This is a genomic window from Blastomonas sp. (assembly GCF_041747255.1).
In the GTDB taxonomy this organism is placed as follows: Bacteria; Pseudomonadota; Alphaproteobacteria; order Sphingomonadales; family Sphingomonadaceae; genus Blastomonas.
Genome location: NZ_JBGTFM010000068.1, coordinates 1 through 2,544, shown reverse-complemented (window position 1 = coordinate 2,544; position 2,544 = coordinate 1). Strand labels below are relative to the sequence as shown.

Below are 2,544 nucleotides of genomic sequence, written 5' to 3'. Positions count from 1 at the left end.
GTTCCAATCGGCGTCGCTGTCGACCAGCCAGGTCGGCATGGGATTGCCCATCAACCACGCGATACAGTTCTGCCGGGATTACAGCATTGAAAGATTTGATGGATTCTGAGGGAAGGAGCCGGGGATGCGCCTGTTGACCCTTTTGCGCGCTACACTTCGCAATTTGAGTTCCGCTACAACAACCGTGTAGCCAACGACGTAAACGACACCATCGCGCCGCCATTGATCTCGTTGGTAAGCGCCTGACCTACCAAGCAGCTGTTATCTGATGCCAAATACAAAACTAGGAAAGCCCGGATGAGCAGGCAAAACGGTTCGAATAGGCCGTCCAAAATATGATCGACGCTGGCGAACTAAATCTCACTGAGGCTGACTACTTTCTCGATAAACCCTTGCGAAGCGCGATACGTCCTAAATCATCCGCCCATAACCCCGGCGCATCGAAGTAAACCGTTAATCAAAGATTTTTCAGCCCGTAGATACTGAGAACCAAGACGAAATGTTTCGATACTTAGCTTGCGCCTTAAGGCGGTCAAATCTTTACGTTCGGGCTCATCCTTCATTGCTTTCATGACGGCGTTTCGCCAAAGCCAAGCAAGCAAGTCAGCGGCCTGCAAGGGGGGGCGCACTTCTTGTCCATAAAGGTATGAGAAACATACTTGTGACGTATGCGGTTAGCCTCAACTGCTGGGAGTTTTTCACGCAAACCGCTGCGTTGCTGCCGCATAGAGGTACTAATTATTTCACTCGCTTTATGTTGGTTTAGGTGCCCCGCTTCGAAGAAATAGGAAATATCGCCTGAGAAGCCGCTTTCCTCGGCCCAAGCAGCGCCTTTAGAGAGGGCATGCCTAAGCAAGTAAGTATAGGCTGAACCCATAATGTCTTCGCGACTCCATCCACCAAGTACATCACCATATTCCGCATTAAACTCAGACTCAGATATGCTCACTGCAAATCCATAGTCCGCATTTTTTCCTACTAGAGCTATGAGTTTCTTTTCAAATTTTACCAGCTTATCTGCTGTCCACCCATTATAGATTGTACCTTGGGGGTGCGTAACATCAGTCATGTGAAAATAGGGCACACCCTTGGCCCTGAGGTACGCGCTCCACTCACGGCTGAAATCTCTCGCCTTTCTTCGCTTGAAGACAACCCCACCAATGGTCATGATAGACGAACCGGCATGCGTTCCGCTTTCATCTATGTATACACTCGCTAGTGCCAATAGGCTGCCCTTATCCACCAAAATCGGGTCAAGCAAATTGCAGAAGTCTTTATGGGTTGATCAAGCTGTCTGAATTGCTCAAGCCAAATACCCCTGAGCCAAGGGTACGTCAAGTATGACATTACCTAATAGGCCGGCCAACCGCACGATTCTTGTCAGCGACGGGGGGATGGCGCTGGGTGTTGGGCACGGCCTCCATCCGTTCGAGCATCGCGCCGCCCCGTATGAAAGGTACGTGGCGGCGCATTTTGGGTCGGACTGACCTGGGTCAGTCTTCCAGTAGGAACGTGACCATCATGTTCACCTGATAGCTTTCGATCTTGCTGTCCTTGACCGTCACCCGCTGCTCCTTCACCCAGGCGCTGACGACATTGCGAAGCGTCTGGGCGGCGCGCGCCACGCCCTGTTCGACGGCGTCGTCGAAACTCTTGCTGGAGGTCGCGGAAATTTCTGTCACTCTTGCTACAGTCATCGTCGTCTCCTTTTGCTGCGTTGTGGGCCGTTTGGCCCGTCGGTGGTGGCCGCCAAGCACGGCCTAACCCGTGGGCATCATGTGCACCTCACGGATGTTCGTCCTTTCGGGGGCGTTCAAGGCGTAGACGATTGCCTCCGCGACGTCCTGCGGCTTGAGTTTGTCGGGCTTGGCCTCGTCGAAAAACCCGGTATCGACCATGCCGGGCGAGACGACCATGCAGCGGCCGCCCCATTCGGCCATCTCATCGGCGAGGTTGCCGGCAAAACCATGGATGAACCACTTGGTCGCGCCATAGATCGATCCCTGGATATGCCGCCGGCCAGCGGCCGAACCCGTCACCAGATACTGGCCTTTCACCTTCCGCAGGTGCGGCATGGCGGCATGTGCGGTGTAAAGCGCCCCCATGATATTGATGTCCACCATGCCTTTCCAATCCTCGGGATCGCCGTTTTCGGTGCCGGCCTGGCTGGTGCCGCGCCCGGCATTCGCGAAGGCGGCATCGACGGATCCGAAATGCGCCGCGACCTTGTCGATGGCGGTCTTCTGCGCCGCGTAGTCGGTTGCATCGCCGGGAAGGGCCAGTGCCGTGGCACCGATTTCCTGCGCCAGTTTGGTCAGGGCGTCCTCGGAGCGCGCGAACAGGCCGACGTTCCAGCCCGCTTCCGATGCCGCCCTTGCGGTCGCCGCGCCGATGCCGCTGGATGCACCCGTGATGAAAAGAGTTCCGGTCATGAATGCGTCCTTTTTCGCAAGATGTCTTGTTTCAACGCAACAGCTTTGGCAAAGGTTGCAACGCAACATCTGGGGGCCGTATTCCGCGCTACCCAAAACCTATGCGCTCGCC

The 2,544-nt window shown here is 55.3% G+C and carries 3 protein-coding genes; all 3 read right to left on the bottom strand.

Going from position 1 to position 2,544, the window contains the following annotated elements; all coding sequences use genetic code 11:
* Positions 1 to 568 precede the first annotated feature (568 nt).
* The 3 genes from ACEW8G_RS02555 to ACEW8G_RS02545 all read right to left on the bottom strand — a co-directional run bounded on the left by ACEW8G_RS02555 (position 569) and on the right by ACEW8G_RS02545 (position 2,432).
* Complete coding sequence (locus ACEW8G_RS02555) at positions 569 to 1,261, bottom strand: DUF3800 domain-containing protein (protein ID WP_373486878.1); 693 nt, start codon at positions 1,259 to 1,261, stop codon at positions 569 to 571.
* Between the two features lie 232 nt (positions 1,262 to 1,493).
* A complete protein-coding gene (locus ACEW8G_RS02550) occupies positions 1,494 to 1,697 on the bottom strand; it encodes a dodecin family protein (RefSeq protein ID WP_373486877.1) in 204 nt (67 codons plus the stop codon).
* 63 nt (positions 1,698 to 1,760) lie between these two features.
* Complete coding sequence (locus ACEW8G_RS02545) at positions 1,761 to 2,432, bottom strand: SDR family oxidoreductase (RefSeq protein WP_373486876.1); 672 nt, start codon at positions 2,430 to 2,432, stop codon at positions 1,761 to 1,763.
* Positions 2,433 to 2,544 lie beyond the last annotated feature (112 nt).